Consider the following 25,586-nt stretch of genomic DNA (forward strand, 5'->3'; position numbering starts at 1 on the left):
TGCGATCTTTTGATCTTGCTTTTAAAGATCAAGGTCAAAAGATCGCAGCCTTCGGCAGCTCCTACGCAAGCGTCAGTGCGATCGTTATCCGCGAGGGAGGATGTATCGCTCGATGGCCTGCGCCGCGCCATCTTCGGTATTAGGCCCGGTGACCACATCAGCCTGGCGCTTCACAGCCTCTTCGGCCTGGCCCATGGCAATCGACAACCCCGCACGATGGAACATCGCCGGGTCATTACCGCCATCACCCAGTGCCGCCGTGTGCTCCAGCGGCACACCGAGATACTCGGCCAGTGTCGCCAGCGCCGCGCCTTTATTGGCTTGCATCGCGGTCACGTCGAGATAAACCGGCTGCGAGCGGGAGACCTGCGCCTGACCTTCCACTTCGGGCAACAACAGCGACTCCAGTTCGATCAACAACTCGGTGTTGTGACTGGTGGCGACGATCTTGTCGATGCGCTCCAGGTACGGCTCGAAACTCTCGACCACCACCGGTGGATAGCCCAGACCGTGCTGTTCACGCGGAACCATCGGCCCGTGCGGGTCCTTGAGCAGCCAGTCGCCGCCACTGAACACCCAGATTTCGATGTCCGATCGGTCGGCAAACAACGCCAGCGCCGTCAAGGCAGCGGTTGCCGGCAAGTAATGCGCGACCAGCACACTGCCGTCCGGGTTGACGATGGTGCCGCCATTGAACGCCGCCGTCGGCAGATCGACGCCCAGGGCTTCGATCTGCTGCAACATGGCTTTGGGCGGGCGGCCAGTGGCCAGGCTGAACAGCACGCCGGCCTCGCGCAAGTCGCGCACTGCGTCGATAGTGCGCTGGCTCAAGCTGTGATCGGGCAGCAGCAAGGTGCCGTCCATGTCGCTGAGCAGAAAACGGATGGGATGTTTCGCGGTGTCACTCATCCGAGGCTGTGCCAGACGCGCCCGTCGCGGGTCAGCAGGTCTTCGGCAGCCTGTGGACCATCTTCACCCGCCGCATAGCTCTGCACGCTCGCGTCCTGCTGCCAGGCGTCGAGGAACGGTTGCACGGCGCGCCAGCCGTTCTCAATGTTGTCGGCGCGCTGGAACAGCGTCTGGTCGCCGGTCAGGCAATCGTAGATCAGGGTTTCGTAGCCGGTGGACGGCTGCATTTCGAAGAAGTCCTTGTAGGCAAACCCCAGCTCGATGTTGGCCATGTTCAACGCCGGCCCCGGCCGCTTGGCCAGCAGGTCGAACCACATACCTTCGTTGGGCTGGATCTGGATACGCAAGTAGGTCGGCTGCAACTCATCGACTTCGGTGTCGCGGAACTGCGCGTACGGCGCCGGTTTGAAGCAGATGACGATCTCGGTGTCGCGCACGCTCATGCGCTTGCCGGTGCGCAGGTAAAACGGCACGCCAACCCAGCGCCAGTTGTCGATCATCACCTTGAGCGCAACGTAGGTTTCGGTAGTGCTGTCGGGCGCGACGTTGTTTTCCTGGCGATAGCCCGTCAGCGGTTTGCCATCGACTTCGCCAGCGGCATATTGCCCGCGCACCGAGTTGGCCCGCGCATCTTCGACCGACCAGGGCCGGATCGCCCCGACCACTTTGGCCTTCTCGCCACGCACCGCATCGGCGCCAAAGGCTGCCGGCGGTTCCATGGCCACCATCGCCAGCAATTGGAACAGGTGATTGGGCACCATGTCCCGCAAGGCGCCGGTGTGTTCGTAAAAACTGCCACGGGTTTCCACGCCGACGGTTTCGGCGGCGGTGATTTGCACGTGGTCGATGTAATGATTGTTCCAGAAGGCTTCGAACAGGCTGTTGGAGAACCGGCTGACCAAAATGTTCTGCACGGTTTCCTTGCCCAGGTAATGGTCGATCCGGTAGATCTGCTTTTCCGACATCACCTTGAGCAAGCAGGCATTCAAGGCTTCGGCGGTTTGCAGGTCGGAACCGAACGGTTTCTCGATCACCACCCTTCTGAAGGCGTCGGGGGTTTCTTCGAGCAAACCGGCGCTGCCGAGACGGCGCACCACTTCGCTGAAGAAACGTGGCGCGGTGGCCAGGTAGAACACCGCATTGCCGGTGCCGCTGTCGGCGATTTTCGCCGCCAGGGCTTGATAAGTGCTGTCGTCCAGAAAATCGCCCTGGACGTAGCTGATGCCTTTGGCGAGCTTGGCCCACAAGACCGGATCAAGCAGCTGATCCCCTTTGCCGACCTTGCTCGCCGCTTCGGTACGAATGAAATCTTCGAGTTTCTGCGCAAAGGCTTCATCGGTAACGGCGTTGTGGTCAACGCCGATGATCCGCAATCCATCATCGAGCAGGCCGTCACGGCTGAGGTTGTACAGCGCCGGCATCAGCAAGCGCTTGACCAGATCACCGTGGGCACCGAACAGGAACAGTGTGGTCGGTGGCGCGGGTTCTGCCTTGGATTTCTTGCGGATCGAATTTGTCATTTTTTCGAGGTCTCCACATGACCGCCGAAGCCGAAGCGCTGGGCTGAGAGAATCTTGTCGCCGAAGGTCCCTTGGCCGCGGGAACGGTAACGCGAGAACAGCGAGTTCGACAGCACCGGCACCGGCACCGATTGCTCCATGGCGGCTTCGATGGTCCAGCGCCCTTCACCGCTGTCCGCGACCGAGCCGGAGTAACCCTCGAGCTTCGGATCGCTGGCCAGGGCATCGGCGGTCAGGTCGAGCAGCCACGACGACACGACACTGCCACGACGCCAGACTTCGGCGATGTCGGCGACATTCAGGTCGAAGCGCTGGTCTTCTGGCAGGTTCTCGCTGGATTTGGTCTTGAGGATGTCGAAGCCTTCGGCGAAGGCCTGCATCATGCCGTACTCGATACCGTTGTGGATCATCTTGACGAAATGGCCAGAGCCCGCAGGACCGGCGTGGATGTAGCCGCGTTCGGCACGGTCGTCGTCGGACTTGCGGTCCTTGGTACGCGGGATGTCGCCCAGGCCTGGGGCCAGGGATTCAAACAGCGGGTCGAGGCGGGTTACGGTTTCGGCGTCGCCACCGATCATCATGCAGTAACCGCGTTCCAGGCCCCAGACGCCGCCGGAGGTGCCGACGTCGATGTAGTGCAGGCCTTTTTCCGACAGGGTCTTGGCCCGGCGAATGTCGTCTTTATAGAAGGTGTTGCCGCCGTCGATGATGGTATCGCCGGCTTCGAGCAGGTTGCTCAGGGTGTCGATGGTCTCTTCGGTCGGTGCGCCGGCCGGCAGCATGACCCAGACCGCACGCGGCTTGGCCAGGCCAGCGACCAGGGCCGACAGGTCGGCAACGCCGGTGGAGCCCTCTTTCGCCAGGTTCTCGACGAAGGCGGTATTGCGGTCGTAAACAACGGTGGTATGCCCGTTGAGCATCAGGCGCCGCGCAATATTACCGCCCATGCGGCCCAGTCCAATAATCCCGAGTTGCATGTGCTGATGCTCCTTACTGCAAATAATGTGTGTCAAAGGTTATAGCCCAACGCGACCAATGTGAGTTAGTCCAGAGCGTTGGGATGAAGTTTCCGGGCATTGTGCCCGATCCAGACTGATAACGTCGGGAATCGTGCTGAAGACACAACGACCATGAAAAATAAAAAAGTTCCCTTCACCGGCAAAAGAAATCAAAATCGGCGCCGATAGTGAGGGTGTCGTCAAACGAACGACGCAATCACAGTTGATGCATGCCATTTGCGAGGTGAGCAATGGACACAATCGTTACCGCACGTCCCCCACAAACGTTGTACGTCACAATCCGTCGTGACGAACTTCGCCAACTGAAAGATGAGCGAGACACCTTGAAGCAACAGGTGGCTCAGCTTCGTCAGTTGTTGCAGCAGGCTCAATTGTCCGGGCAACCGGTTCCCGCACTGAACGCCTGATTCTCTCCTCAGATGTCCTCCTTTGTGGGAGCGGGCTTGCTCGCGAAAGCGGTGTGTCAGGCTAAATTAATATCACCTGATAAGCCGCCTTCGCGAGCAAGCCCGCTCCCGCATGGACGGCGCTCAAACAAAAATCATCGTGACCTCTGCGCCCACATGAAAAGCCATCGCGGCCAGCTCTTCCTGTCGCTTGCCTGAACGAAACTCACAAAGTTTTCACATTCGTCTGGCGATACTCCCGATCCTTGTGGCTGTTCGGTTCTCGGACAGCGGTTTCTTGTGGGTTCGTTTGATGACGCCGGTGACTCCATGACGCCGGTGGGAGTACGTACTTAATGGCATTGCTCAAACGCAGCAAAACGTCTGCGAAAGGTTTCGATTGGGCCGGGTTGATCTGGCTATTTGTATTCTTCTGGTACTTTTCCGGCATCACCCAACTGCTGATCCAGTTGACGGGCACCTCGGGCTTTAGCGGGTTCCGCCAAGCGTTCGTGATGAGTGCCGTGTGGCTTGCGCCGATGTTGCTTTTCCCCAATCGCACCCGCCTGTTGGCCGCGCTGATCGGCGTCGTGCTGTGGGCTTGCTCGATGGCCAGCCTGGGCTACTTCTTCATCTATCAGCAGGAGTTTTCCCAGAGCGTCATCTTCATCATGTTCGAGTCGAACATCTCTGAAGCCGGCGAGTACATGACCCAGTACTTTGCCTGGTGGATGGTGCTGGCGTTCCTGGCCCACACGGCGTTTGCCTACTTCTTGTGGACCCGTTTGCGCCCGGTGTACCTGCCGCGCTGGCAGGCCTTCGTCGCCGCGACCGCGATCCTGGTGGCCGTGGTCGGTTATCCGCTGATCAAGCAAACAGCCCGCACCGGCAGTTTTGCCGGCGGTTTCGAGAAGTTTGAAACCCGCATCGAGCCCGCCGTGCCTTGGCAGATGGCCGTGGCCTATCACCGTTACCTCGACACACTGGCCGGCATGCAAGACATGCTCGACAGTGCGAGCAAGATCCCGCCGCTGAAAAACCTCAAGAACACCATGGCCGACCAACCGTCGACCCTGGTGCTGGTGATCGGCGAGTCCACCAACCGTCAGCGCATGAGCCTGTACGGTTACAACCGGGACACCACTCCGGAGCTGGACAAACTCAAGGATCAACTGGCGATTTTCAACAACGTCATCACCCCGCGCCCTTACACCATCGAGGCGTTGCAACAGGTGCTGACCTTCGCCGATGAAGAGAACCCGGACCTGTACCTGTCGACGCCGTCGCTGGTCAGCATGATGAAACAGGCCGGTTACAAAACCTTCTGGATCACCAACCAGCAAACCATGACCAAGCGCAACACCATGCTCACGACCTTCTCCGAACAGGCCGACGAGCAGGTGTACCTGAACAACAACCGCAACCAGAATGCCGCCCAGTACGATGGCGACGTGATCGAGCCGTTCAACAAGGCGCTGGGCGATCCGGCGGCCCACAAGCTGATCGTCGTGCATTTGCTCGGCACGCACATGAGCTACCAGTACCGTTATCCGCCGACCTTTGACAAGTTCAAGGACCGCGCAGGGGTTCCGGCCGGCGTGAATGACGCTGAAGTGCCAACCTACAACAGCTATGACAACGCAGTGCTGTACAACGACTTCGTGGTCTCGAGCCTGATCAAGGACTACGCCAAGGCTGATCCAAACGGCTTCCTGCTGTACCTCTCCGACCACGGCGAAGACGTGTTCGACTCGGCGGGCCATGACACCCTGGGCCGTAACGAGAACAAGCCGACCGCGCCGATGTACACCATTCCGTTCATGGCCTGGGCCTCGCCGAAATGGCGTGAATCCCACGACTGGAACTTCGGTGGCGACCTGAGCCGCCCTTACAGCAGCTCGCAGTTGATTCACACCTGGGCCGACCTGGCAGGCCTGAGTTTCGATGAACTGGATCGCAGCAAAAGCCTGGTCAGCGACAGCTTCAAGCCGCGTCCGTTGATGATCGGCAACCCTTACGAACGTCAGATACGTCCGCTGATTGACTTCAGCCTGATGAAACCCAAAACGACAGAACCAGCAGTCGTTAAGCAATAACCCCGCAAACCCTGTAGGGGCGAAGCTTGCTCGCGAAGACGGCGGCACATCCAGCATTGATGTGGCCTGATACACCGTTTTCGCGAGCAAGCTTCGCTCCTGCAGTCGCTTTTCGAAACATCTTCAGATAACAATTATTCTCGTTTATCGCTAAATCTCCCCACTCCTCTTCGTCTTTGAACAAACGGAATTTTTCCCTCGACGACAAGGAGTCGGCTGCGATGTTCGCGCCTATCACCCGTTCCATGACCTTGACCCTTGGCCTGTGCAGTGCAGCGCTGAGCCCCGATTTGCTGGCCGATACCGATCCCGACAAGGACCCGGCGGCCAATGCCCTGGAGCTCGCGTCCACCAGCGTGACCGCCGAAGGACTGGGCAACACCACCGAACACACCGAGTCCTACACCACCGGCGCCATGAGCACCGCCACGCGGCTGAACCTGTCGATCAAGGAAACCCCACAATCGGTGTCCGTGATCACCCGTCAGCAAATGGACGACTTCAAGCTCGGCACGCTCACCGAAGCCATGGGCCAGACCACTGGCATCGTGGTCCAGCACAATGACTCGGACCGCGTGAGTTACTCGTCCCGTGGCTACGGCATCAATAACTTCCAGGTCGACGGGATGCTCAACACCTTCGGCCGGATGAAGTCCGATTCCGACACCATCATCTACGACCGCATCGAAGTGGTTCGCGGCGCCACCGGGCTGACCACCGGCGCGGGCGACCCGTCGGCGACCATCAACATGGTGCGCAAACGCCCGACCGCGCAGTGGCAGGCCCAGACCGGCGTCAGTGGCGGCAGTTATGACGATTACTACAGCTACGTGGACGTCGGCGGGCCGTTGGCGTTCGACGGGCGCTTGCGCGGGCGCAGCGTGTTGGCTTATCGCGACAGTCACTCGTTTCGCGACCACTACCAGATGCAACGGGAAGTCGGTTACGGCGTGCTGGAAGCCGATCTCACCGACGACACGCTGCTGGCGGTGGGTTACGACTATCAGGACAAACAGGTCCAGGGCACGTCCTGGGGCACGGTGCCTTACTGGAACTCATCCGGCGGCAAGGCCAACCTGGGACGCTCCACCAACATGGCGACCTCCTGGAGTTCCTGGCCACTGAAGGACAAGACCGCTTTCGCCAACCTCGACCAACAACTGGGCGGCGGCTGGCACCTCAAGGCCGCCTACACCCACCGCGAAAGCGAAACCGACGGCAAGGTCTACTACGGCGGTGGCGGCTTCCCCAATGATGACCGTAGCGGCATGACTGCTTACCGCGGGCACATGATCGGCACGCCAAAAATGAAAACCTATGACTTCAACGTCGCAGGGCCCTACGCGCTGTTCGGACGCGAGCATGAACTGATGTTCGGCTATGGCGAAGCCGAACGCAGTTCAGAGGCGCCCTATGCCGTGGAGGGCGCCATTCCTGCGGGCTACGACTCGATCCCCGACTGGAAATACATGGGCGGTATCGCCAAGTTCCCCGACACCGTCACCGGCCTTAAAGGCTCATCGGACAGCACCCGTCAGAAGGCCGGCTACCTGGCCACCCGCCTCAACCTGACCGACCGGTTTCATGCGGTGCTCGGCAGCCGCTACGGCAGCTGGAAAAGTTCGGAGAGCACTTACAGCTACGATAACAACCTGCAACTCAAAGGCGTCGAAACCACCTCCCAGCAGCAAAGCGACATATGGACGCCATACGCCGGATTACTCTACGACCTCACCCCCGAGTACACCGTTTACGTCAGCTACACCGACATCTTCAAACCCCAGGACAATCGCGACGCCAACCGCAAATACCTTGAACCTGTGGTGGGCAGCAACTATGAACTGGGCCTCAAGGGCAGCCTGTTGGATGAGCGCTTGAACGTCGCCACGGCGCTGTTCTGGAGCAAGCAAGACAACGTCGCCGAACTCGATGACTCGGTGCCGCCAGATCCGGTGACGGGCGAGGAGTTCTACAAGTCCGGGGGCAAGGGCCAGAAGGTCCAGGGCTTTGAAGCTGAAGTCTCTGGCGAAGTGATGACCGATTGGAACATGACGGCCGGCTACACCTACACCCACGCGGCCAACGGCGATAAACAGCGGGCCAATACCACCCAGCCATTGAACATGTTCCGCCTCTCCACCGCGTATCGCCTGCCGGGCGACTGGCATGCACTGACCGTCGGTGGCGCGGTGAACTGGCAGAGCGATATCTGGGGCAATTCCCGTCGCCCGGTCGGCCGGGATGCCGCAGGGGCGCTCATCGTTCAAAACACCAAGATCCGCCAGGAGGCGTACACCGTGGTCAAGCTGATGTCGCGCTATGAGTTCGACAAGCATGTGTCGGCGTCGCTGAACGTCGATAACTTGTTCGACAAAAAGTATTACGACAACGTCGGGTTCTACAACGGCGTGTTCTGGGGCGACCCGCGCACCGTGACGCTGAGCCTGGACTGGAAACTCTGAGCCCTGCCGTAAATCGATCGTGGGAGCGAGCTTGCTCGAGAAAGCGCCGTGTCAGGCAATATCAGAATTGGATGACTGGACGCCTTCGCGAGCAAGCCCGCTCCCACAGGGATTTGCGTCGAACACAGCACTTGAGTTTCCGTCGTTTGACCGGCGTTAACCCCGACTTAATGGGGCCTGCCAATACTGCGCCCACGCCCTTGAATCACGGATGAAAGGCACCCCGTCATTCTTAGTGGGAGAGACATCATGAAACGAGTCAGCCTGATCCTCGCAGGAATGTTCATCCTCGGTTCCACCAGCGCCTTTGCTGAAGGCGGCGCCGAGCGAATGAAGCATCACTGGGACAACTTTCCGGTCCATACGGCGCAAAGCCAGGCCGAGCCAGGCAAAAGCGCTCAACTCCGGGTCCCGGACGATCAAACCGCGCAAGTGACCGAATTCTACAAACCGTAAACCGATGGACCTCCGACGGCCCTGCTCCGCCGTCAGAGTAAACACGTTGGGCGTCCAGATGGACGCCCTTTTTTATGCCCGGGATTTACAGCGACTTGATCCAGAACAGCATGCGGCCATGTGCCGGGTCGAACATGCCGGGGGCAAAACCGAACTTGGCATAGGACGCCTGGGCGATGGCATTACCTTCCAGGACTTCGAGGGTGATCTTGCAGCAACCACGCTGACGGGCGATCTCTTCAACCTTTTGCAACATCTTCTGGCTCAGCCCCAAGCCGCGAAACTTCGACACTACCGCGACATCGTGCACATTGACCAATGGCCGGCAGGCGAAGGTCGAGAAGCCTTCAAAGCAATTGACCAGCCCCGCCGGCTCACCGCCGACGAAGGCCAACACACTGAACGCATATGGACGCTTGGCCAGTTCCGCCGGCAGTTGCCGCAACACATCCGCCGACAACGGCTCGCCGCCACCCATCGGGTCTTCGGCGTAATGGTTCAACACCAGGCAAATGGCCTCGGCGTGTATGGGATTGGTGTAGCTGGCTTGAAGTACAAGTATTTCCGCGGATTCCATTTCCACCCTCGATCACACATCAATTTGGCCATGGACCTTAGCGTGACGTTGCCGCGGCGACAACCCGGCCTGGGGCATTAAGATCAAAAGATCGCAGCCTTCGGCAGCGCCCACAGGCGCGTAGGAGCTGGCGAAGCCTGCGATCTTTCGACGTTCAATACCCCCAAATCAACTCTTCAGTCCAACCCAACTCAGCAAAATCCCCCGCCCGTAACCCCGCCTCCCCGACACAGAAAAACTCATCCAGTTGCGGCGGTTTGACCGAAGTCCCGCTGAGCATCCCGTGAACCTGCCCGCGATGGTGGATTTGGTGTTCAAACAGATGGGAAAGCATGCGCAAGCGGCTGTCATGTTGCGGTGTTTCCCGGGCGATAGTGACAAGTCGCCCAAGGTCGGCGTCGCGCAATTGCTCGCAATAGGCGATCAGACGCCGATCCACCTGAGCCTGTTCGCGCTGGAGATCGGCGCCGCTCGTAAACGGCTGTGCTTCTTTGAAAAACACGTAGCAATCAGGATGCGGTACTTCACCCCGAAGCTCACGCTCGACAGCATCCACATAGAACCAGTCACACGTCAGGATGTGATTAAGAGTCGCAACGATACTGGGGAAGAAACTGACTCGCGGCGCGGCTAATTCGGCCGCGCTCAACTGCCCCCAGGCCTTGGCCAGGCGATGATTGGCCCAGGCGTTCTGGTAGGCCATGGTCAGCAAATGGTGAGACAGCGGTTGTGTCATCTTCACGCCTCCCGGATTTTTTACACTTCGGCAAACCGTTGCAGCTGCATTTCCTGCAAGCGGCTGAGGGTGCGGCGGAACGGGAATTCCAGATAGCCCTCGGTGTACAACGCGTCCATCGGCACTTGAGCCTCAAGGTAGAGCGGCACCTTGCGGTCGTAGCACTCGTCCACCAGCGCGATAAACCGCCGCACACCGTCGTCATGCACCGACAACTGCGGCAACTCGCGGTCACCGGCCACGACCCGTTCCACACCATCCTCAGTGCCACGGGCAATCCGTCCTTCGCGCTTTTGCGCGCTGAGGTTAGGCACGTCACTCATCAGAATAGCGCTGAAGGTGTCGCACAGCGCCATGAAGTCCATGGCGGCCAGAGGCTGTTCGCACAGATCGGCGTAGCGACACCAGATTACCGTGGCGCTGGCCTGCACCACATGGACGCTGCGGTAGCCGACCTGGACCGGGTCGCTGGACACCGATTGGCCGACGGTCAAGGCCTTGAACGCTTCGGCCAGCGCACTGGGTTGCCCCGGTGCATCCACCCAATAGCGTTGCAACGCCGCGCCCGGGTGCAAGCGATGATCTTCGCCGCCATCCACCGCAATCACCTGCATGTGCTGCTTGATCGCCTCGATGGCCGGGGTAAAACGATCGCGATTGAAGCCATCGGCGTACAGCATGTCCGGAGGCTGATTGGAGGTACAGACCACCACCACGCCCTCGTCAAACATCACCTGAAACAAACGCCCGAGAATGATCGCGTCGCCGATGTCGTTGACGAACAACTCATCGAAACACAACACCCGGACTTCCTGAGCCAATTCACGGGCCAGGGCTTTCAACGGGTCGGAGGTACCGGTCAGTTGAAACGAACGCTGGTGTACCCAGCCCATGAAGTGATGGAAGTGCTGACGGCGGGCCGGCACTTGCAGGCTGTTGTAGAACTGATCCATCAACCAGGTCTTGCCCCGGCCAACCGGGCCCCAGAGATAAACCCCGGTGATCGCCTTATGCCCTTCATGCAGCGCTTCGTAGCACTTTTGCAGGGCCCAGACGGCATGTTCCTGGGCTTCGTCCTGGACGAAGCCTTTCTGTTCGATGGCGTGTTGCCAGGCGCTCAAGGGGGAATCGGAAGTCATAAGGGCCGCGGTTCAGGTCTGAAGCCACGCAGTATGCCAGCCGACCCAGCATTTGAAACACCGCAATCCCCTGTGGGAGCGGGCTTGCTCGCGAAAGCGGTGTATCAGTTGATAGAAATGCTGACTGACAGGACGCCTTCGCGAGCAAGCGCGCTCCCACATTGACCGATGTGGTGTCAGAGGGAGATGTCTAGCCGGGCGATCTTGCCCTGTTCGTTAAGCCGAAAGGTGTAGCGCAATTCCAGCGGACTGCCCGGAAACGTCCCGGAAATCAGGTTGTGCACCAGTACTTTGCCGGTACGCAATTGAACGTCGAGCACCTCGACCCGTGGCTGATAGCGTTGGGCGGTGTCCTGCATCCATTGGGCGATGGCGTGGGTGCCGACCTGATGCTCGCCTTCATCGAAGACGTTGGCATCTTCAGCGAAAAAACTGGCGACTTTTGAGGTGTCGCGAGCATTGGCGGCGGCGATGTAATCAGCGATGGCCGGTGCCAGTGAAACGGCGGGATTAGACATGGTGCAGGCTCCTTGTTGTTTGATTCTGGAGCCATGCTAAAGCAGCGCTGTGTCAGTTCTTGTCAGGAGTGAAGCGCCCGGCGTCATCCAGTTCCATCTGTTTACGCCAGGTGCGCAACAAGTCGCTGCGCCGGCCCGGATAACGCTCGCCCTGTTCGCTCGCCGCCGATATCCGGTCCGTGCGAAAGGTCCGGTAGGCGCTGCGTAATTCGCACCAGGCGACGATGATTCGTACCTCGTTCAAAAATCCCAGCGCCAACGGCCAGATCAGCCGCTGGGTCGGCACCTGATTGGCATCCGCGTAATCGATGTGGAGCTTGGCCTGATGACGGATCGCCAGGCGAAACACATTCAACGGCACGGCGTTTTGCGCGTAACCGAAACCCGGCGGGCCGGGCAACACCGTCGGGTTGTGCAACGCGTCCAGCGCCTCGGGCGCCAACACGGCGGCAATCTTCGCCAACGCATCCGCTGCCGCTTTACTCAACACCTCATCCCCACGCTGATCGACGTAACGCAAACCCAGCACGATGGCTTCGGTTTCGTCGGCGTTGAGCATCAATGGCGGCAGAAACAAGCCGCTGCGCAACACGTAACCAATCCCCGCCTCACCATAGATCGGCGCGCCGAGGGCCGTGAGTTCGGCGATGTCGCGGTACAGCGTGCGTTCGGAAATTTCCAGTTCACTGGCCAGTGTTGCGGCGGTCGCCGGACGGCTTTTACCCCGCAGCACTTGCAGCAAGGTGAGTAAACGAGTGGTTCGCGACACGGTCGGCACTCTGTGCGGGAAAGTGCTCGCAGCTTAACAAAGGCTGCTGTCAGAAACTGTCAGGAGTGAACACCCGATGGTCGCTCCTTGAAAAAGCGTCTTGACGACGGATATTACCCGCATCATATTAAATACATGTTGCTAAACATTTATATCCAGTCGCGGCATTTTTTTCAGGAGTCGTCCCATGCATTACAAAGTCTTCGGCCGTAAAACCGGCTTGCGGGTTTCGGAACTGGCGCTGGGCGCCGGCAACTTCGGCACCGGTTGGGGCCACGGCGCCGAGCGCGAGGAAGCCAAACGGATTTTCGATGGCTACCTGGAAGCCGGCGGCAATTTCATTGATACCGCCAATGGTTATCAGAATGGCCAGTCCGAGGTGATGCTCAGCGAGTTCATCGCCGCCGAACGGGATCGGCTGGTCATCGCCACCAAATACACGATGGGCACTGACCGGGTGGCGGGCATCTCCTTCACCGGCAACAACCGCAAGAACATGATTCGCGCCGTGGAAGAGAGCCTGAAACGGCTCGACATCGATCACATCGACCTGTTCTGGGCGCACATCAGCGACGGCGTCACGCCAATGGAAGAAATTCTCCGGGGCTTCGACGACCTGGTGCGCGCCGGCAAGATTCACTACGCCGGCCTGTCGAACTTCCCGGCCTGGCGTATCGCTCGCGCCGACGTGCTGGCCGAAGTGCGTGGCTTCGCGCCGATAGCGGCGATCCAGACCGAATACAGCCTGGCCGAGCGCACCGCTGAACGGGAATTACTGCCGATGGCCGAAGCCCTGGGGCTGGCCGCGACCTTGTGGTCACCACTGGGCGGCGGTTTTCTCACGGGCAAGTACCGCACCGGCGACGAGAACAACCGCGCCGCCAAACTGGGCATGTTGATCCACGCCGAGAAAAGCGCCCGGGAAACCGCCCTGCTCGATACGTTGCTGGCGGTCGCCGCCGAAATGGAGTCCAGCCCGACCCATGTGGCGATTGCCTGGTTGCGCGAAAAGGCCAAGCGTTCGACCACGGCGCTGATTCCGATTCTGGGCTCGCGCACACGTGAGCAATTGGATGCGACGCTGGGTGCGTTGAACGTGCAGTTGAGTGACGAGCAACTGGCGCGGCTGGATGGGAGCAGCAGCGTTGAGCCGGGTGTGCCCCACGCGATGATTGCCGGATCGGCGGCGCGGTATACCGGGGTTGAGACGCTGGATTTGCCAAAGATTCCGGTGGCCTAAACACAAAAGCCCTGTGGGAGCGGGCTTGCTCGCGAAGGCGGCGTCACATTCAACAGAGATGTTGACTGATCCACCGCTTTCGCGAGCAAGCCCGCTCCCACATTTTTGACGGTGTATTACCTGTCGACTTTATGTCTGGCTGCATACAGACACAGCATTTCCATCGCCAAAGTCGCTGCCGCCAATGAGGTAATGTCCGCACTGTCGTAAGCCGGCGCCACTTCCACCACGTCCATGCCCACCAGATTGATCCCGCGCAAGCCGCCAAGAATCTCCAGCGCCTGCACCGTGCTCAGGCCACCACACACCGGGGTTCCGGTGCCCGGTGCGAATGCCGGGTCGAGGCAATCGATATCAAATGTCAGGTACACCGGGTTATCCCCGACCCGCGCCCGAATCGCTTCGACAATCGCCTCACAACCCTGGCGATGCACTTGCCGGGCGTCGAGCACCTGAAACCCCATGTGATCGTCGTTGGTGGTGCGCAAACCGATCTGCACCGAGCGCGACGGGTCCACCAGCCCTTCCTTGGCCGCGTGCCAGAACATCGTGCCGTGATCGATGCGCTTGCCCTCCTCGTCCGGCCAGGTGTCACTGTGGGCGTCGAAGTGAATCAGCGACAACGTGCCATGTTTGCGCGCATGGGCCTTGAGCAGCGGATAGGTGATGAAGTGATCGCCACCGAACGTGAGCATCGCGCTGCCGGCGTTGAGGATGTGCTCGGCGTGGGCTTCGATGCTTTCCGGCACCGACTGCGGCGTGCCGTAGTCGAAATCGCAATCGCCGTAATCAATCACCGCCAAGTGATCGAACGGGTCGAAGGTCCATGGCCAATGACGTTCCCAGGCAATCCCCGTGGACGCCGCCCGAATCCCTCTCGGTCCGAAACGCGCGCCGGGGCGGTTGCTGGTGGCAGTGTCGAACGGCACGCCGCTGACGGCCACATCGACCCCGCGCAAGTCGCGGCTGTAGCGCCGGCGCATGAAACTGGTGATACCGGCGTAGGTGCTTTCGGCGGCAGTCCCGTAGAGGCTGTCGCGGGTCATGGCCTGGTCGTTTTGCACAGGGACATCCATGGTGAGTTCCTTATTATTGGCGGCTACGGAAAGTGGTCCACATGCGCGTGCGCTGGCGCATGTCCTTGAGGTTCATGCTGCGGTCGGCGTACAAACGGTCGCGAACCTCGGGTAATGGGTAGATATCCGGGTCGGTGCGCACCGCCTCATCCACCAACGGCGTTGCGGCGGTGTTGGCCGTGGCGAAAAACAGCGTATTGGTCAGTGCGGCGACGGATTCGGGGCGCAACATGAATTCGATGAACTGGCGGGCGGCTTCGGGGTGCGGCGCGTCTTTGGGAATCGCCAGGTTGTCCTGCCACACCAGCGTGCCTTCCTTGGGAATCCGGTAGGCCACTTCGTAAGGCTTGTTGGCCTTGCGCGCCTGATCGGCGGCCATGCTCGCGTCACCGTTGTAGGTCAGGGCCAGGCAAATACTGCCGTTGGCCAGGTCGTTGATCTGGCGACCGCTGGCGACGTACAGCACATTCGGCTGGAGCTGATGCAGCAACGCCTCGGCGGCTGACAGATCGTTCTTGTCAGTGCTGTAGGGATCTTTACCCAGGTAATGCAGCGCCAGGCCAATCACCTCTTGCGGCGAATCGATGATCGCAATGCCACAGTCTTTCAATTGGCTGGCGTACTCGGGTTTGAACAGCACATCCAGGCTGTTGAGCGGCACATCCGGCAGGCGTTTTTTCACCGCTTCGACATTCATCCCAAGCCCCAGGGTGCCCCAGGTGTAGGGCACGCCGTAGCGGTTGCCGGGGTCGACAGCGGCGAGTTTTTCCAGCAAGTCCGGGTCAAGGTTGGCGTACCCCTTGAGCCCTTCGTGGGGGATCACCTTCAGCGCACCCGCCGCCAAGCCACGGGCCAGGACGCTGGAGGACGGCACCACCACGTCATAGCCGCTGCCGCCAGTGAGCAATTTGGTTTCCAGGACTTCGGGCGCATCGAAGGTGTCGTAACGCACGTGGATGCCGGTTTCCTTTTCGAAGCGCTGCAAGGTCTCGGGCGCTACGTAATCGGCCCAACTGTAGAGGTTGACGACTTGTTCTTCAGCCTGGGCAGATACAGCCATGGCGAGTAACAACGCGGGAAAACACAGCTTGAAGAGAGGAGCCATGACAAACACCTGACCAGTTGGAGTGGTTGCAGCGTGCGCCGTCGGATACATTGGAAAAATATCAAGTTTGTTAACCTGACTTTATCCAGGAGTAATGTTTAATGCTCGGCCAATTCCACGATCTGGACCTGCAACTGTTGCGTCTGTTTGTCAGCGTGGTCGAGTGCGGCGGTTTCAGCGCGGCCCAGGGCGAACTGGGCCTGAGCCAGTCGAGCATCAGCCAGCAAATGGCCAAGCTGGAAACCCGCCTCGGCTATCGGTTGTGCAGTCGCGGCAAGGTCGGCTTCAAAATCACGCCCAAGGGCGAGCAACTGCTGATTGCCACACGCGCACTCTTCGAATCCATCGAAGCCTTCCGTCATCAATCCAACGGGTGGCCGGGCGTTTGATTGGCGAAGTGCGCCTGGGCCTGTCCGAAGCCCTTGATCAATCGGTGCTGCAACGGGTGGCGGATGCGATCCGGCGCTTTCGCGAACGGGATGAATCGGTGCGCATCGAGTTGATCAGCGCCATGCCCGGGGAAATGGAGCGTCTGCTGCTGCAACGACTGGACCTGGCGATCGGTTATTTCTCACAGGTGCAGAGTGCTTTTGACTACCAGGAACTGTTCAGCGAAACCCAGCATTTGTACTGCGCACCGGGGCATCCGCTGTTCAGCAATGAGGCGCCGGATGATGAGGCGCTTCAGGCTTGCGACCGAGTGGATCATCCGTATCGTTTTTTGCGCAGTGACGAACCGTTTCAGGGCAAGTTGTGTTCGGCGCGGTCGGAACAGGTGGAAGGCACCCTGGCGTTTATTCTGTCGGGGAAACACGTCGGGTATTTGCCCAGCCACTTTGCCCGAAGCTGGGAAGACAAGGGGTTGCTGCGGGCGGTGCGGGTCGGGGACATGAGTTTCGAGGTGGGGTTTCACCTGGCGCGGCATCGGGCGCAAGAGCCGGGGGATGCGCAGAAAGCTTTTGAAGAGGACTTGCTGGCGGCGTTTGGAAGCATTTGATGCAAGATCAAAAGATCGCAGCCTGCGGCAGCTCCTACATGTGTACCGCGATCCCATGTAGGAGCTGCCGCAGGCTGCGATCTTTTGCCGTTCCTCCATTCTTTCTGGCATCCTGCGCCTCCTTTTTTCTGACCTGGCCCCTGGCGCTTTCCTCGTGACCTCATCCGAACACGCAAAACCCCAGCCCCGCTCCGACCTCATCTACGGTCTCAACGACCGCCCGCACCTGACCGCTACCGTGTTCGCCGCCCTGCAACACGTATTGGCGAGTTTCGTCGGGATCATCACCCCGACCCTGATCATGGGTGGCGCGCTGGGCCTGCAAAGCGAAATCCCCTACTTGATCAGCATGGCCCTGTTCGTTTCCGGCCTGGGCACCTTCGTTCAGGCGCGGCGCTTCGGGCCGGTGGGTTCCGGGTTGCTGTGCCTGCAAGGCACCAGTTTTTCCTTTATCAGCGTGATTCTCAGCGCCGGGTTCATGGTCAAGGCCCGGGGCGGCGGCACCGATGAGATTCTGTCGACGATCTTCGGCGTGTGCTTTTTCGCCGCGTTTATCGAAGTGGTGCTGAGCCAGTTCATCGGCAAGCTGCGGATGCTGATTACCCCGGTGGTCACCGGCACCATCATCACGCTGATGGGCCTGTCACTGATCAAGGTCGCCATGACCGATATCGCCGGCGGCTTCGGCGTGGCGGACCTCGGTGCCAGTCACCACTTGGCCCTCGCAGCGCTGGTGTTGGGGACTATCGTGGTGCTGAACCGGGTCGATGTGCCGTTCCTGCGCCTCGGCGCCATCGTCATTGGCCTGACCCTCGGCTACGTCGTTGCCTGGCTGATGGGTGATGTCGATTTCGCCAGCCTGCCCGCCGTGCCGCTGGTGAGCGTGCCGGTGCCGTTCAAGTACGGCTTCAACTTCGATTGGGTGGCGTTTGTGCCGGTGGCGGTGATTTTCCTGGTGTCGCCGCTGGAAGCGGCCGGTGACCTGACGGCCAACTCGATGATTTCCAAACAACCGGTCAAAGGCCCGATTTACATTCGCCGGATCAAATCCGGCCTGCTCGCCGATGGCCTCAACTCGGCCATGGCGGCGGTGTTCAACAGCATGCCGATGGTGACCTTCGCTCAAAACAACGGCGTGATTCAGCTCACCGGCGTGGCCAGCCGTTACGTGGCGTTCTTCATTGCCGGCTTGCTGGTGCTGCTGGGGCTGTTCCCGATGATCGGCGCGGTGCTGCAACTGATGCCCAAACCGGTGCTCGGCGGCGCGGAGCTGGTGATGTTCGGCACCGTGGCCGTGGCCGGGATCAAGATCCTCGCGGAGGCTGGCCTGCATCGGCGCAACATGCTGATCGTCTCGATTTCCCTGGGCATGGGCCTGGGCATCGCGGCGGTGCCGGAGGTGTTGCGCGAATTGCCCCTGGCCTTGCACAACATCTTCGAATCGCCAATCACCGTCGGGGCACTGTGCGCGATCATCCTCAACGTATTCCTGCCCGAAGAATTCATGGCGCTGGAAGAGGATGACTTCGACCCGGAAGCATCGATCCTGCAAGTCATGGAAAACCCGCCAGCCACCGAAACGGCGCCAAGCCTGAACCGCTGAAAGGACCGTGCTACATTCCCAGCGACTCCGCTTGGCACAAGGTTGACTGAACGTTGAACAAGAAGACCGGCATCCGGGCCGCCCAGGCCCAGCAGACCCGCACGCGGATTCTCGAAGCAGCGGTGAAAGTGTTCACCCGCGACGGTTATTCCGGAGGCCGGGTCGAGAGCATCTCCCGGGAAGCCGAGTCCAACGACCGTATGCTCTATTACTACTTCGGCAGTAAAGAGCAGCTATTTATATGCGTGCTGGAACACACCTACGAGCAATTCAACAAAGCCGAGAGCCGCCTCAAACTCGACCTCAGCCAACCGCTGGTGGCATTGCAGGATCTGGTGGCGTTCGTCTGGCATTACTACGTCAAGCACCCGGAATTCGTCGCGATCCTGAGCAATGAAAACCTGCACAACGGCAAACATGCGCAGCAGTCCAGCGAGTTGCGGCGGCTGTCTGGCGAGGCGGTCGGGGTGCTGAAGCCGATCATTGAAGCCGGTCAGGCCCAGGGCTTGTTTCGCGAGGTGCTGGACATCAAGCATGTGTATTTGATGATTGCCTCGCTCTGTTATTTCTATAACTCCAACCGGCATACCCTCAGTTCATTCCTTGGGGAGGATTTGGCGGACAAGGGTCAGCAGCAGGACTGGTTGGGGTTTATTCAGGATTTGGTGGTGCGGGGGGTGATGAAGTTGCCCGAGCCGATTCTCGGGTGACAGGGCCGGCCTCTTCGCGGGCAAGCCTCGCTCCTACGGGTTCAGCGCGATGTTGAAATTAACGCTGAACCTGTAGGAGCGAGGCTTGCCCGCGAAGCTTTTAATGGCTCCCCGGATTCGCCCGCAAATGCGCAACCTTCGATTCCAACCCTTCCCACCCCGGCGCATTCCCGGCAAAGCGGCTGCGCAAATACGCCGCCAATTCCGCCACCTGGGTATTGGACAAACTGTCCTTGAACGCCGGCATGTACCCCAAATCCTTGGTCGCCGGGGTATCGATGCCTTGCAAAATGACCTTGATCAGGTTGTCCGGCAGGTCACTGTGCACATTGGTGTTGGCCGCCAGCGACGGGCTCACGCCGAACAACGTCGGCCCCAGCCCATCGGCATGACAGGCCTTGCACGAACCTTCGAACACCCGTTGCCCATTGTTCAACGACAGACTCGTCACCGGGCGCGTGGCTTTCTCCACCACGCGCGCCTCAGCCTGCGCGCCGTTGAGTGATGCCAGGTACACCGCCATCGCCCGAATATCCGCTTTGGGCAACTTCGCCAACTCAGTGACCACCGGCCCCATCGGCCCGGTCGCCACGCCATGTTCGGCGGAATAACCGGTGCTCAGATAGGCGAACAACTGATCCTCGGTCCACGGCGTCGGCGCCTTGGACAACCCGTTCAGCGCCGGCGCTTCCCAGCCATCCACCAAGCCGCCGCCGAGGAACGACGCACCGCCCTTCTCCGCCCCCATCACGTTGCGCGGCGAATGACACGCCGCGCAGTGCCCCAAACCGTTGACCAGGTACGCGCCGCGATTCCACTGCTCGCTGCGCTGCGGTTGCACGCTGATTTCACCCTTGCGCAGAAACAACGTGTTCCACCCCGCCATCAACGGTCGCAGGTTGAATGGAAAGCGCATGTCGTTAGCCTTCGCTGGTTGGCTGACCGGCGTTTGCGACATCAGGTAGGCGTACAACGCCTGCATGTCCGCATCGTTGATGTTGCGAAACGCCGTGTAGGGAAACGCCGGGTACAAATTGCGCCCGTCGCGACCGATGCCGTCGCGCATCGCTCGTTCAAACGCCGGATAGGACCAACTGCCGATCCCGGTTTTCACGTCCGGGGTGATGTTGCTGCTGTAGAGCGTGCCGAACGGCGTCTGCATCGCCAGGCCCCCGGCATTGGTCGCGCCGCCGGGCGCGGTGTGGCACACCGCGCAATCACCGACCGCCGCAAGCAACCGTCCGCGTTCCAGGGTCGCCGCCGACCAGGTGCCGGCACTTGGCGGCGCAATTGGTGCGATTTCACCGTGGAATGGCCACGCCGTCGCCGCCATGCCGAGCACCGCGCCGAACGCTGCAAACAGCGAGCCGAACAGCCACTTGGAACGCTTGGTCGGGGATTTCGGCGGCTCGTCACAAGTACCGGCGTTCAATGCCGCCAACACCCGCTCCGGGGTGATCGGCAGTTCGCGAAAGCGAATCCCGGTGGCGTCGTAAATCGCATTGGCAATCGCCGCCGCGCTCGGCACCGACGCCGATTCACCGGCGCCCATCGGCGGCTGGTCCTGACGCGGCATCATCAGCACGTCGATCTGCGGCACCTCCGGGAAAGTCAGGATCGGATAACCGCCCCACTCCTTGCTCGCCACCGTCGATTCCTCAAACGTCACCCGCTCCTTGAGCACCCGGCTGGTGGACTGAATGACGTTGCCGTGTATCTGATGCTGCACGCCGGCCGGGTTGATCATCATCCCCGAGTCATGGCCGATCACCACGCGAGTGACCGAAACATCGCCGGTCCGGCGATCAATCGCCACGTCCGCCACCCACGCCGCCCAAGCCGCGCCAAAACCGGGAAATTTGCTGTGGATGTAGCGCGCATACGCGAAGCCGCGACCGCGCAGCAACTGGTCTTCATTCGGGGTTTGCATCGGCGCGGTGCGCGGGGTCCAGGCGGCCCGTTCGGCAGTGGATTTCACCAGGTCGATGGCGCGCTCGTCGTGCAGATAACGCAACCGGTATTCCACCGGATCGACGCCGGCGGCGAAGGCCAGTTCATCGATGTACGACTCATGGGCGAAGGTGTTGGGCAGCGCCGACACCCCGCGCATCCACGAGGCGCGGACAATCGGCGCCATGTCGTTGATGGTTACGCGCATGTGTTCGTAGTCATAGGGCGGGATTGAGGTGCGGTCGCCCATTTCGAACATCGCCGCCACCGGCTCGACCCGCCCGGTCAGCAGCAGGGCCAGGGTCGGCGCGCCGTTGGACGGGTAGCTGGTCTGGAAGTCATACGCGGCGACGCTGCCATCGGCATTCAAACCGCCATCGACGTCCATCAGTTGCGCGGTGCCCTTGGGTTCCCACAGGTGTTCTTGCTCGCGGGTCAGCTGTACCCGCACCGGTTTGCCCACAGCACGGGACAACAGCAAGGCATCGGCACACACATCATCCGCACAGTTGCGCCCGTAACAGCCGGACGCTTCCATGCGAATGATCTCGATGGTTGTCTCTTCGCACTCCAACAACCAGGCGAGATCGGCCCGCAGCAAATGTGGATTCTGGCTACCGGACCACACGCGGCTGCCGGATGGCTGATAGTCCGCGACGCCGCAGGACGGGCCAATCGAACCGTGCATTTGATACGGCCACAGATACGTGCGCGGCATGCGCTGACTGGCGCCGGCCAGGGCGTCGTCAACGTTGCCCTGATCGAGCACCACCCGTTGCACACGCGGGTTATCGCGGATCGCTTGCTCGACATCATTCAGATCCGGCAAACCCTGATTCCAGGCTTTCCAGGTGATGTTCAAGGCCTGGGCAGCCTTGATTGCCTGTTCCTCGCGCAGCGCCACCACGCCGACAAAATCCCGAATCACCACCACCGCGACGATCCCGGCAATGTGCGCGATGGAGGACTCATCAACTTCCAGCAGGCTATTGCCGACAAAATCACCGCAATCGAGCCCGGCATAGGGCGGCCGAATCACCCGGCCATGGAGCATGTCCGGCACGCGCATGTCGTGGACGTAGGTCAACTCGCCCGTGGCTTTACCCGGAATGTCCACCCGGGCGGCCCCCTTGCCCACCAGTCGATAGTCTTCAGCGGGTTTCAGTGGTGCCGTGCCGGAGATGCGCAGTTCGATGTGTTCGCCACGGACCAGTTCGGCATACGTCGCGGTACGGCCATCCGGCGCGAGAATCACCCCGGCGTCGACTTTCAAAATGCCGGGCTCTACAGCCCAGCGCTCGGCCGCCGTTTCCAGCAGAAAGCGCCGGGCTTCGGCGGCGGCATTGCGCAGCGGAATCGCGGAAATCTGCAACGTCGCACTGGCAATGGTCGCGCCCTGATTCGGCGCACGCTCGGTGTCGCCGAGCACCATGCACACCTGCTCCAGTTGCAGGTCGAGTTCTTCGGCGACGATCTGCGCCAATGAGGTGCGGATGCCCGTGCCGAGGTCGACATGACCGTTGAACGCATACACGCGCCCGTCATCGCTGATGGCAATGAATAACCCCAGTTCCTTGGGCTTGATCAACGGAGTACCGCCCTTCGCCACCGGGCCGGACGGCGGCAGGATGTCATCGACGATCAACAGCACGCCGGTCTTGGCCAGCAGTTGGTCGCGGGTCGGGATGGAGTCAGTCAGGGTCATTGATCCACCTTCAAGGCATTTGACGGGCGGCACGCAGCACCGCGCGGAGGATTTCGATATGGGTGCCGCAACGGCAGAGGTTGGCCGAGAGCTCGTTGCGGATCTGGGTTTCGCTGGGGTGCGGGATGCGGTCGAGCAAGGCCTTGGCGGTCATGATCATGCCGTTGAGGCAGTAGCCGCATTGCGCCGCTTGTTCGTCGATAAACGCTTGTTGCACCGGGTGCGGATCGGCGCGGGTGCCGAGGCCTTCGAGGGTGACGATGTGCCGATCCACCGCGCCGGCCAGGGGAAACACGCAGGAACGCGCCGCCACCCCGTCGATGATCACCGTGCACGCCCCGCACTCGCCCAGGCCGCAGCCGTACTTGGGGCCGTTGAGTTGCAGGTCATTGCGCAAAATCAGCAATAACGGGGTGTCCGCCATGGCGGTGACAGTGCTGGTGAGGCCATTGACCTCAAGCGCTACGGTAATTTCCTGGCTGCTCATTCGCTTCGCCCGCTTCGTTTGATGAAGTGGCTACTACACCAAAAGGTCGAAAAAAACGTCGCGGCCCAAATGGGGTTGTGGCGACGCGACACACTCGACTGGTGAAGTAGCTACTACATGAAACAGGAGCAAAAACGATGCCAGCCACAGAAAATCAAATGTGTGTGTGCGTGGGCTTGCTCGCGAAAGCGGTGGGTCAGTAGACAAAAATACTGACTGACACGACGCCTTCGCGAGCAAGCCCGCTCCCACAGGTCCCGCGAGTTAGTCTTGCGGATCGTCAATCATTTTGCGCAGCAGGAACAACACCGCAACCCGTTCTGCCGGGTTGAGATTGCTCAGGGTCAACTCGGTGATTTTCCCGGCGCAGGGCACGGTTTGTTGCACCAAACGGTCGCCCGCTTCGGACAGGCCAACGATGACTTTGCGCCGGTCTTGCGGGTCGGGTTCGAGGGTAATCAGTTCCCGGGCCTTGAGCCGTTCAACGATGCCGCGAATGGTCGCCTGGTCCACGGCGGTGGCCTTGACCAGTTCGGTCAGGGAGCTGGGACCGTGATCGCGCACGGCGCACAGCGTCACGAACTGCACCGCCGTAAGCTGGGAATCGCCGACATTCTGCTGAAAAATCGCCATGTGCCGCTGATAGGCCTTACGCAGCAAATGCCCGACTTGTTCGGAGAAAACGTAGGAAGAATCAGGAGTTTCAGGCACGGCGGACTCGAAAAGACGATGAGGGGTGGGGAGGCATGATGGACAGGTTAGATGGCGGACTCAAGAGAAGCCCCATTGACCGAGTATTCACACCCCCCGTAGGAGCTGCCGAAGGCTGCGATCTTTTGATCTTGTTTTTAACAATCAAAGTCAAAAGATCGCAGCCTTCGGCAGCTCCTACGGGGGTGTTCCTGCGAACTTAGCGAGCCCGGGAAGCCTCCGGCGCCACCACATCCCCGCCAATCACCACCGCCAAATCATCCAGGTACACATCGCAATTACGCAGCGGAATGTCCAGGTGGCACGGGGTTTTGCGCTTGCCGCCGACTTCGGTGTTCGGCCCGGTGGAGAACAGGAAGTTGCCGTAGAACGCACGGGCGTCCATGCACATGCCGTCATTCTTGTCGTGCAGGCCCATGGCGGTCCACTGGGCTTTTGGCTGCAAACCCCAGCCGATGTGGGAGATGCCGTACACCTCCGGATCGTTGAAATACTTCATGTAATCGCGCAGGTATTCGGCCTCGAAACCACCGTGGATCGAGGTGATAAAGCCTTTGTCGATTTCCAGGGTGATCTTCTCCCGGGTGTAGGTCTTGAACGGCAGCAGGATGTCGCCAACGTCCAGCACCAGCACGCCTTCGGCGGTTTCTTCGTTGGGCCAGGAGAACAGAAAACCGCTGGGCCAATGATCCCAACGCCCCGGCGCATCGGCGAAACCGTATTCGGTGACCGCCGGATATTGCCCCAGCGCCGCGCGGAAATCGCTGCCGGCGCGGGACGTGACGTGGATCGAGCGCGCCTGTTTCAGCAGCTTCTCCGCCGCCATCACCCGCACCTTATCCGCTTCGGTCGGCAGCATCCGCGCCAGCACTTCCGGGGGCTCGACGGCCAATAGAATCCGCGTGCCGGTCTTGAGGATCTGTTCCTGCTCCGGTGAGTGCAGCAGCATCATCGTGTCAACGATCAGGTCCGCCGCTTCCAGCGCCCGCTGCGCCGCGTGATTGCCAGTCAGCGCGGTGTCGCCGCAGTAGGCCGTCATGTCGTTGCCCATGGCCGTCGGGTGGTTGAACGACGGCAATTCCACCGCATACACCTTGGCGCCCAACCGCTGGGCAGCGTCCATCGCGGCACGCACGGTGCGCGGGTTGGAATAGTGGCTCTTGAGCACGGCGACGCTCTGGGTCGGGTCGACCTTCGACAGCTTCAACACGTGTTCAAACATCTGGGTCAGTTCGCAATCGCTTACCGGCATGTTCCTCTCTCCTCAATCGTCTGCTGCGCACCAAGTCGAGGCACCCCGCCTCACCCTAGTGCATTTTTATAGCGTATACGCCACTTATTAGCGATAAGACCTTAAATGACATCGGATTGCAAGAGCCAGACCACAACGTTACCAACCCACGCAACCCCAACAA

At 60.4% G+C, this 25,586-nt stretch carries 23 protein-coding genes; 9 read left to right on the top strand and 14 right to left on the bottom strand.

The window, feature by feature from the left end; all coding sequences use genetic code 11:
* Positions 1-84: 84 nt before the first annotated feature.
* From V5E99_RS02300 to gnd, 3 genes are read right to left on the bottom strand one after another with little or no spacing between them, the layout of a single operon-like run.
* Entirely contained in the window at positions 85-909 is an 825-nt protein-coding gene (locus V5E99_RS02300) for an HAD family hydrolase (RefSeq protein WP_499800599.1), read from the bottom strand.
* Positions 906-2,429 (bottom strand): glucose-6-phosphate dehydrogenase, encoded by a 1,524-nt coding sequence (zwf, locus tag V5E99_RS02305; RefSeq protein ID WP_499800600.1) that lies wholly within the window; start codon positions 2,427-2,429, stop codon positions 906-908. Before zwf ends, V5E99_RS02300 begins: the two co-directional genes overlap by 4 nt.
* Positions 2,426-3,406: a phosphogluconate dehydrogenase (NAD(+)-dependent, decarboxylating) gene (gene gnd / locus V5E99_RS02310; RefSeq protein WP_499800602.1), complete on the bottom strand. Its 981-nt coding sequence runs from the start codon at positions 3,404-3,406 to the stop codon at positions 2,426-2,428. Before gnd ends, zwf begins: the two co-directional genes overlap by 4 nt.
* Positions 3,407-3,678: 272 nt before the next feature.
* Here gnd and V5E99_RS02315 point away from each other — a divergent pair, with 272 nt between their 5' ends.
* The 4 genes from V5E99_RS02315 (at position 3,679) to V5E99_RS02330 (ending at position 8,848) form a co-directional block, all read left to right on the top strand.
* Positions 3,679-3,855: a DUF6026 family protein gene (locus V5E99_RS02315; protein ID WP_499800604.1), complete on the top strand. Its 177-nt coding sequence runs from the start codon at positions 3,679-3,681 to the stop codon at positions 3,853-3,855.
* Positions 3,856-4,190: 335 nt separating this feature from the next.
* Entirely contained in the window at positions 4,191-5,930 is a 1,740-nt protein-coding gene (locus V5E99_RS02320) for a phosphoethanolamine transferase CptA (protein ID WP_499800606.1), read from the top strand.
* Positions 5,931-6,151: 221 nt separating this feature from the next.
* Positions 6,152-8,392 carry a TonB-dependent siderophore receptor gene (locus V5E99_RS02325; RefSeq protein WP_499800608.1) on the top strand — a complete coding sequence of 747 codons (2,241 nt, stop codon included), beginning with the start codon at positions 6,152-6,154 and terminating at the stop codon, positions 8,390-8,392.
* 249 nt (positions 8,393-8,641) lie between these two features.
* Positions 8,642-8,848: a hypothetical protein gene (locus V5E99_RS02330; protein ID WP_499800610.1), complete on the top strand. Its 207-nt coding sequence runs from the start codon at positions 8,642-8,644 to the stop codon at positions 8,846-8,848.
* An 85-nt stretch (positions 8,849-8,933) separates the two neighbouring features.
* Here V5E99_RS02330 and V5E99_RS02335 read toward each other — a convergent pair whose 3' ends face one another.
* The 5 genes from V5E99_RS02335 to V5E99_RS02355 all read right to left on the bottom strand — a co-directional run bounded on the left by V5E99_RS02335 (position 8,934) and on the right by V5E99_RS02355 (position 12,587).
* Positions 8,934-9,425: a GNAT family N-acetyltransferase gene (locus V5E99_RS02335; protein ID WP_499800612.1), complete on the bottom strand. Its 492-nt coding sequence runs from the start codon at positions 9,423-9,425 to the stop codon at positions 8,934-8,936.
* Positions 9,426-9,579: 154 nt separating this feature from the next.
* Entirely contained in the window at positions 9,580-10,161 is a 582-nt protein-coding gene (locus tag V5E99_RS02340) for a DinB family protein (RefSeq protein ID WP_499800614.1), read from the bottom strand.
* 20 nt (positions 10,162-10,181) lie between these two features.
* Positions 10,182-11,300 (bottom strand): cell division protein ZapE, encoded by a 1,119-nt coding sequence (gene zapE / locus V5E99_RS02345; RefSeq protein ID WP_499800616.1) that lies wholly within the window; start codon positions 11,298-11,300, stop codon positions 10,182-10,184.
* A gap of 176 nt (positions 11,301-11,476) precedes the next feature.
* Positions 11,477-11,818, bottom strand: a complete 342-nt coding sequence (locus V5E99_RS02350; RefSeq protein ID WP_499800618.1) for a nuclear transport factor 2 family protein — start codon at positions 11,816-11,818, stop codon at positions 11,477-11,479.
* A gap of 52 nt (positions 11,819-11,870) precedes the next feature.
* Positions 11,871-12,587: a helix-turn-helix transcriptional regulator gene (locus V5E99_RS02355; protein ID WP_499800620.1), complete on the bottom strand. Its 717-nt coding sequence runs from the start codon at positions 12,585-12,587 to the stop codon at positions 11,871-11,873.
* A 187-nt stretch (positions 12,588-12,774) separates the two neighbouring features.
* On the opposite strand from V5E99_RS02355, the gene V5E99_RS02360 reads away from it, so the two are divergent.
* The gene (locus V5E99_RS02360) at positions 12,775-13,827 is read left to right on the top strand and encodes an aldo/keto reductase (protein WP_499800622.1); all 1,053 of its coding nucleotides are present in this window, start codon (positions 12,775-12,777) and stop codon (positions 13,825-13,827) included.
* A 116-nt stretch (positions 13,828-13,943) separates the two neighbouring features.
* On the opposite strand, the gene speB is transcribed toward V5E99_RS02360, so the two are convergent.
* Positions 13,944-14,903 carry an agmatinase gene (gene speB / locus V5E99_RS02365; protein ID WP_499800624.1) on the bottom strand — a complete coding sequence of 320 codons (960 nt, stop codon included), beginning with the start codon at positions 14,901-14,903 and terminating at the stop codon, positions 13,944-13,946.
* 13 nt (positions 14,904-14,916) lie between these two features.
* Positions 14,917-16,008 (bottom strand): polyamine ABC transporter substrate-binding protein, encoded by a 1,092-nt coding sequence (locus V5E99_RS02370; protein WP_499800626.1) that lies wholly within the window; start codon positions 16,006-16,008, stop codon positions 14,917-14,919.
* Positions 16,009-16,109: 101 nt separating this feature from the next.
* On the opposite strand from V5E99_RS02370, the gene V5E99_RS02375 reads away from it, so the two are divergent.
* The 4 genes from V5E99_RS02375 (at position 16,110) to V5E99_RS02390 (ending at position 19,318) form a co-directional block, all read left to right on the top strand.
* Positions 16,110-16,397 carry a LysR family transcriptional regulator gene (locus tag V5E99_RS02375; RefSeq protein ID WP_499800627.1) on the top strand — a complete coding sequence of 96 codons (288 nt, stop codon included), beginning with the start codon at positions 16,110-16,112 and terminating at the stop codon, positions 16,395-16,397.
* Positions 16,394-17,005, top strand: coding sequence for a substrate-binding domain-containing protein (locus V5E99_RS02380; RefSeq protein WP_499800629.1), 612 nt, complete (start codon positions 16,394-16,396; stop codon positions 17,003-17,005). Before V5E99_RS02375 ends, V5E99_RS02380 begins: the two co-directional genes overlap by 4 nt.
* A 154-nt stretch (positions 17,006-17,159) precedes the next feature.
* Positions 17,160-18,608 (top strand): nucleobase:cation symporter-2 family protein, encoded by a 1,449-nt coding sequence (locus V5E99_RS02385; protein WP_499800630.1) that lies wholly within the window; start codon positions 17,160-17,162, stop codon positions 18,606-18,608.
* Between the two features lie 53 nt (positions 18,609-18,661).
* Positions 18,662-19,318: a TetR family transcriptional regulator gene (locus V5E99_RS02390; RefSeq protein WP_499800632.1), complete on the top strand. Its 657-nt coding sequence runs from the start codon at positions 18,662-18,664 to the stop codon at positions 19,316-19,318.
* Positions 19,319-19,418: 100 nt separating this feature from the next.
* Here V5E99_RS02390 and V5E99_RS02395 read toward each other — a convergent pair whose 3' ends face one another.
* The 4 genes from V5E99_RS02395 to V5E99_RS02410 all read right to left on the bottom strand — a co-directional run bounded on the left by V5E99_RS02395 (position 19,419) and on the right by V5E99_RS02410 (position 25,423).
* Entirely contained in the window at positions 19,419-22,973 is a 3,555-nt protein-coding gene (locus tag V5E99_RS02395; RefSeq protein ID WP_499800633.1) for a molybdopterin cofactor-binding domain-containing protein, read from the bottom strand.
* 10 nt (positions 22,974-22,983) lie between these two features.
* Positions 22,984-23,460 carry a (2Fe-2S)-binding protein gene (locus V5E99_RS02400; RefSeq protein ID WP_499800634.1) on the bottom strand — a complete coding sequence of 159 codons (477 nt, stop codon included), beginning with the start codon at positions 23,458-23,460 and terminating at the stop codon, positions 22,984-22,986.
* A 264-nt stretch (positions 23,461-23,724) separates the two neighbouring features.
* On the bottom strand, positions 23,725-24,171 hold the full coding sequence (locus V5E99_RS02405; RefSeq protein ID WP_499800636.1) for a MarR family winged helix-turn-helix transcriptional regulator: 447 nt from the start codon (positions 24,169-24,171) through the stop codon (positions 23,725-23,727).
* Between the two features lie 199 nt (positions 24,172-24,370).
* A complete protein-coding gene (locus V5E99_RS02410; protein ID WP_499800638.1) occupies positions 24,371-25,423 on the bottom strand; it encodes a 2,5-dihydroxypyridine 5,6-dioxygenase in 1,053 nt (350 codons plus the stop codon).
* Positions 25,424-25,586 lie beyond the last annotated feature (163 nt).

Source organism: Janthinobacterium sp. LPB2021202312-11-4 (genome assembly GCF_037049705.1).
In the GTDB taxonomy this organism is placed as follows: Bacteria; Pseudomonadota; Gammaproteobacteria; order Pseudomonadales; family Pseudomonadaceae; genus Aquipseudomonas.